Annotated in this window: 5 protein-coding genes and 1 pseudogene; 1 reads left to right on the top strand and 5 read right to left on the bottom strand. The window is 41.1% G+C overall.

Translation table 11 applies throughout. The features are described from left to right. Positions 1 to 213 precede the first annotated feature (213 nt). The 5 genes from HWQ44_RS10785 to HWQ44_RS10765 all read right to left on the bottom strand — a co-directional run bounded on the left by HWQ44_RS10785 (position 214) and on the right by HWQ44_RS10765 (position 4,563). A complete protein-coding gene (locus HWQ44_RS10785; protein ID WP_179070415.1) occupies positions 214 to 582 on the bottom strand; it encodes a hypothetical protein in 369 nt (122 codons plus the stop codon). Between the two features lie 322 nt (positions 583 to 904). Beyond that, positions 905 to 1,585 (bottom strand): hypothetical protein, encoded by a 681-nt coding sequence (locus HWQ44_RS10780; protein ID WP_292718336.1) that lies wholly within the window; start codon positions 1,583 to 1,585, stop codon positions 905 to 907. A 2-nt stretch (positions 1,586 to 1,587) separates the two neighbouring features. Beyond that, a complete protein-coding gene (locus HWQ44_RS10775) occupies positions 1,588 to 2,055 on the bottom strand; it encodes a hypothetical protein (protein WP_292718335.1) in 468 nt (155 codons plus the stop codon). A gap of 2 nt (positions 2,056 to 2,057) precedes the next feature. Further along, positions 2,058 to 3,077 carry a site-specific integrase gene (locus tag HWQ44_RS10770; protein ID WP_292718338.1) on the bottom strand — a complete coding sequence of 340 codons (1,020 nt, stop codon included), beginning with the start codon at positions 3,075 to 3,077 and terminating at the stop codon, positions 2,058 to 2,060. An 847-nt stretch (positions 3,078 to 3,924) separates the two neighbouring features. Continuing rightward, positions 3,925 to 4,563: a hypothetical protein gene (locus HWQ44_RS10765; protein WP_292718333.1), complete on the bottom strand. Its 639-nt coding sequence runs from the start codon at positions 4,561 to 4,563 to the stop codon at positions 3,925 to 3,927. 174 nt (positions 4,564 to 4,737) lie between these two features. Here HWQ44_RS10765 and HWQ44_RS10760 point away from each other — a divergent pair. Next, positions 4,738 to 5,197, top strand: a pseudogene (locus HWQ44_RS10760) (hypothetical protein); the annotation flags it as partial.

The raw sequence follows: 5,197 nt of genomic DNA, 5'->3' as shown, positions 1-5,197 counted from the left end.
GTAATATTGCTGAATTATATGTACCAAATATTAGTCTATACGCAATCAACTAATTTAGCGATCGCTCGTTTCAAGTCTGACATCACAAAATCGCGTTGCTCCCTCCTTGCAGTCAAAGCTGCTGGCATTTGTTGAGAGAGAGTACAACCTTGTTTGGAAGCAGCAGAAGTGACGATACAGCTAGTAAACAATAATTTAATGCAACAAAGTTTACTAAACTCGTTCACTTTCAAATATTTCTCGCCACAATTCAAATTCTGGACAATTACACCAAAGGGTAACGAACCCATCAAAAAGTTTAGTTCCTGAATTTTGAACTCCCCTTGGGAGAACTTGGATCAAGATAGGAATATCCAAATCACATTTCCAATTTTCTATTTCTTTTTGAATTTGGGCAATAGTGTCTTGATGGAATCCTCGGTCGTTGTTAGAACATTGAACAAGTAAACATCCACTATCAGAATCTTTGACTCGCTTGAGCGAGAAATTAATCTGCGTCCACATTGATTGGACTTCATTGAAAATATTAGGCAAGCCATAGTGATTGCCTAATATTGCTTTTCGGCGTTTCGATTCACCCATAAGTCCCCCTTAGCAATACAAATTTTGACAAGGATGACGAAGAAGATAAGAAATCTTCTGACAACGAATAAGCTCAATAGCGCTCAGACTAACCCTCTGGGGGTTGTTAGCTACTAATACTATTGTAACAATAAATCAAGGGTTTCAAATATTTTGTAGTTGCAAGGATTGGGGATTTTGCTTTCACCGTATTTGTCATCCTTGCAGTCAAAGCTGCTGGCGTTTGTTGAAAGAGAATACAATCTGGTTGGTCAGCAGCAGAAGTGATAAATTTATTGGGTGTCAAAGCAGCTTGAAAGTTCAAAATTTCAAATCAAATCGGCTAGGTGTTAGTAATTGGAGAACTTTTCACCCAAATATTCCGACTGTTATAAAAATCACCGCGCTGTTCTAGTGTAAACCCACCCAGCAATAGTCCTAACCATACTTCTACCATCGGCATTTGCAACACACGTTGCAGTTTAACTAAAGAAATCTCATCTTTGACATTTATCAAATGGTTAGCGATCGCACTCTGCCATTTTTCCACATCCTCATCTGATGCCAAATTGCGAACATCTTCTAAAGTTGTCACCTCATCAAGCATTGCCAAAACATTCGCTTTTTCAACAGGTGCTGCTACAGAATCACCCTCCTGGTTAGGATATGAAAATTGGTGTGGGCCGTGTGGTTTAAAGGTTTGTGGTGTTTCCGGTTCAATCAAATCATCTAAATCTAGGTGCATTGTTGTCCGCACTAGACCAGCAAAGAGATCGGTGCTAACAATTGGCCCCTTTGGGTTATTGCGATCGCGGGTATCTTGCAACAGCGCTTCGGCACGAGACTTAAGAATATCTGCAATCTGACTGAAGGCAAGCGCTGCGGTTAATAACTGTGCCTCCAGGGGTAATTTTTCTAACTCGGCATCTAAACATTCCCACATCGGTGCTAGTGTTGATGTCGCTGGAGATTCGGACAATTCATCTAATACATCCCAGATGGTTAATTGACGATACGTAGTCATCTCTAAGATTGTGGATGCAAGGGGCAAGGGCGCACTGGGCAATGTGTTGGGCTAATCTCGAACATCTCCTTATATTGATATAGTGAAACACTATATTGTCTGGCAAAAGCCTGCAACACCTGATCTGTATAGGCGCGGATCTTGCCAGCCGTTAACCCAAAGCAGTGAATTGGTTCCAGGCGACAAATAGGCTTTTGCCCCAGCCAGAGTTCTGCCGACATAGCGTGCAATGGCTTATCCCCTGGTTCTTTATACAAATACAACACAGCAAAATATGTTGCTGGCGGTTCGACGGTGATAGCATCTAGTTGCGCGGAATTATCATCGGTTCGACGACGGTAGAAGGAGCGGCGATTATGGCAAACTTTAGGATTCCAGCATCCATCCCCATTTGTCCCATGCAGCACTTTGGCTTTAGCTGTTGGTAACTTGGCACATAACTGGCATTTGGGATCGAGTGGCTTTGGCATATCTACTCTGCTTCTTCTTCGCCAATCGCACGATAGTAAGCAGCGATCGCAGCTTCTTGCTCACTCCGTAAAGTATAGCGCCGAAACGCTTTCTCGCTTTGATGTCCCGTTAGTTTTCGTGCATGGCTGGGGTCAACTCCCAATAGCAATAAGTCAGTGGCATAGGTGTGGCGAAAGGAGTGAGGGTGCAAATCCTCAATGTGAGCTATTTCACCAATTTTTTCCACCGCGAAGTAAATGCCGTGATAACTTAAGCGTTCACCTTTGTACGAAGCATGGTGTGAAATCATCAGTGGACTAAGGCTGGACAACACCTCTCCTTGGTGTGAGCGCAATTGCAAATACTCTGCTAAAACTTCCCGGCTCTCTTTTCGCAGTGGAACTAAGCGTGGTTCATTGGTTTTGGTGTCTGGTAAAAACAGCAGCTTGCCATCAAACGACCCAACATTTAGCTGCACAACTTCTCCAGCACGCAGCCCGTGACTGAGAATGTGAACCAGTGCTGTATCCCGTTGCTTTGTTTCTCCCAGCAATTCCAACGCTGACCAAACCTGTTCCATCTCTTCTGGGGTTAAACTCTGGGCTGGTGGTAGTGGCACTTTTTCCAGTTTAATCCCCAGTGTCGGATTAGTAGCAATAATTTCAGGATACGTGTAACACATCCATTTGAAAAAGCTTTTGAGAGCCGCAATTCCTGCATTGATGCTGCTTTTTGAAAGCGGTTTACCTGCATCAGTCAGTATTTCATCACGGAGATATTCTTTATATAACGCAAGATGACGTGGACGCAGTTCATGATAGTGCAGCTCACTCCAAGCCAAAAATCGCTTCAGTTCGCGTTCGTAAAGCTTGCGGCTGTTTGGTGCGAGATTGTTGCTGCGTAAAAATTCCAGAACTTTTACCCACCGAATATCGGTTGGTGGTCTTGTAACTCTAGTACGCCCAGAGAGCGATGCAGTTTCAGCGTCCAGAGGAATAAGTTTAATGGGAGGTAAGTTATTTAGTTCAGGGTTATTCACAATAATTATGCGATCGCACTGGGTGGCTGTGAATTTAAAAATTCAGTATACACGAATTAGGGTGGAAGACAAAATAAGTTAACCCTTATCTTTTATCCGACATCAACTACGATTAACACTACTTCCCTTCATATACAACACTTTCACCAACATGCGATCGCGGAGGGTGCATGTTGGCAACGGAATAGACACTATTGCGCTGCCGATGAATTTTGCTTGTCTTTGGTATCGCCTTTGATGCGTAATCCAAGCGATAACCATTTACAGGGTGCTAACTTCCAGTTATAGTTAGCCGTAACTTATTATAGGCACAATGCAACTATAACTTTGACTTGGTGCAAAGATAGTTTACAAAAGTTGCTCAGGCGGTTGCCTTAGTCTATGGGAATAAAAAAGTTTAACAATTTCTGTTAAGTGTTTTACCCCGCTCCAAGCATCCGTCCATAAATCGCTTGAAAGAGCCTCTACGCTGCACCCACGCTACGTTATTATTAGAGCGATCGCCACTTGCTCATGACGGTTACGCCATCGCTGAATGGCACTAAGACTCATGTGAAACCTAGTGAGGGCTATCTTGTTGGGGGTAGGGTTGCAGCTTCGTGTGTTCCAGACAATTGAATGCGAGTGCGTCAAGTAGTTCAATATCTTCTTAATTCCCTATACCCGAACCTGCAACCCCACACCCTTTCATCTAGGAATACCAGGGATTTATGCTTTTCTTAGTGCCATTCCGCCATCGCTGTTAAGCTCTTCAAAGATTTCTGGGCTTATTTCCCAGTAACTCTATTATTATCCAGTTATCAGTAATGAGGAGCATATTTTCCAGTGTTGTAGAGTTTTTTGTTCTTGACTAATAAATTTCGTCTTCTTCATCTAGCCAATCTTCATCCCAGAGAAGTTCATTGTAAACCTTAGTAGCTTGAGATATTTTTAGGTTGTGAGCTGCTGTCACACAATTTCTTGGTTGCCAGCCAATGAGGGCGTATCGAGCATGTAAATATCTGACAGCATTTTTGCAGTCATTAATTACTGGAATATCCTCAAAGATGTATTTTCGCAATTGGACTCCTAAACGAATTGCCTCCATTTCATAATTGTGAAAGTTGTGTTCTTCAGCATCAGGTGTAGAAATTAGTAATCCTCTTACCCAGGCATGATTTTTATAGATAGCCTTCGCTACAACTAAATTGACTTGTTTTGGTGTCCATTGGCTCCGAAGTAAAAAGTTATTTATTGCTGATTCATCATCTAAATCTATATCTACATTAGATTCTGAAAGTATTTCCGAGATATCTATATTTTCTAAGAACAGTTCGTACCACTCTTGAAAAGTTTCGGTACTAAATAGTTTTCTGGCTTCTTCAAATGAAATTTTCTCCCATCCAGCATCTGTAACTATTTCGTTACCAGTAGGAGCAATGAACAGATTTTCTTTTTTTACCATCCAAGGGAAGGGTGGATTGTGATTTTTTCTCTTTCGTTTACCCATTGAATTGCTATAGAGGATGACTCTTATTATCCTGTCTCCATTCTACCTGAAAAATTGAGTATCTCTAGTCCATGAAAAGCGATGCTAATAGAAACCATTACAAAAATAATTTGATTTCGATAAAATCTAGTTAATATTAATTAGCGGAAGTAAAAATATTTTGTTAGAGTCTTTATGTTTGATTTTCATCCTTTGCAACTGCCATTAAAATATTTAAATATTCTCATTACAGTACTAACTTTTGTTTTATTTTTCTGGTTTACTCCTGTCGTAGCTCAAGCATTAACAAAAGCTCCAGTTATTTTGGATGGACAACAGCTTTTTCAAATCAGCGATTCTGGTCAGTATAGCGCTCAAGAACGGACAAATTTAATCAACTCACAACTAAAAAATGTGATTTCCGGTTCTGAGTCTATTCAAGTTAAAATTGAAAAACGCAACCAGCTACCTACTATTTTATTAAATGACCGCTATCTGTTAACAGTTACACAACAAGATACTTTACCAGGTAGTACACTTGATGAGCAGGCTAACATTTGGGCGCAGCAAATCAAAGAAGCCTTACAGGAAGCTCATTTACCTGGATTTCTCACAAAGGCTAAAAGAAGAGGGGTCAAAAACTGTGAAAATGTAG

Source organism: Nostoc sp. JL34 (assembly GCF_017114945.1).
Classification (GTDB): Bacteria; Cyanobacteriota; Cyanobacteriia; order Cyanobacteriales; family Nostocaceae; genus Nostoc.
The sequence above is the reverse complement of the archived record's forward strand: the minus strand, read 5'-3'. Positions and strand labels throughout refer to the sequence as shown.

Bases quoted from the DNA above. Each gene is read 5' to 3' on its own strand.
- HWQ44_RS10780 (WP_292718336.1), bottom strand. From the start codon at position 1,585: ATGACTACGTATCGTCAATTAACCATCTGGGATGTATTAGATGAATTG.
- HWQ44_RS10765 (WP_292718333.1), bottom strand. From the start codon at position 4,563: ATGGGTAAACGAAAGAGAAAAAATCACAATCCACCCTTCCCTTGGATG.
- HWQ44_RS10785 (WP_179070415.1), bottom strand. From the start codon at position 582: ATGGGTGAATCGAAACGCCGAAAAGCAATATTAGGCAATCACTATGGC.
- HWQ44_RS10775 (WP_292718335.1), bottom strand. From the start codon at position 2,055: ATGCCAAAGCCACTCGATCCCAAATGCCAGTTATGTGCCAAGTTACCA.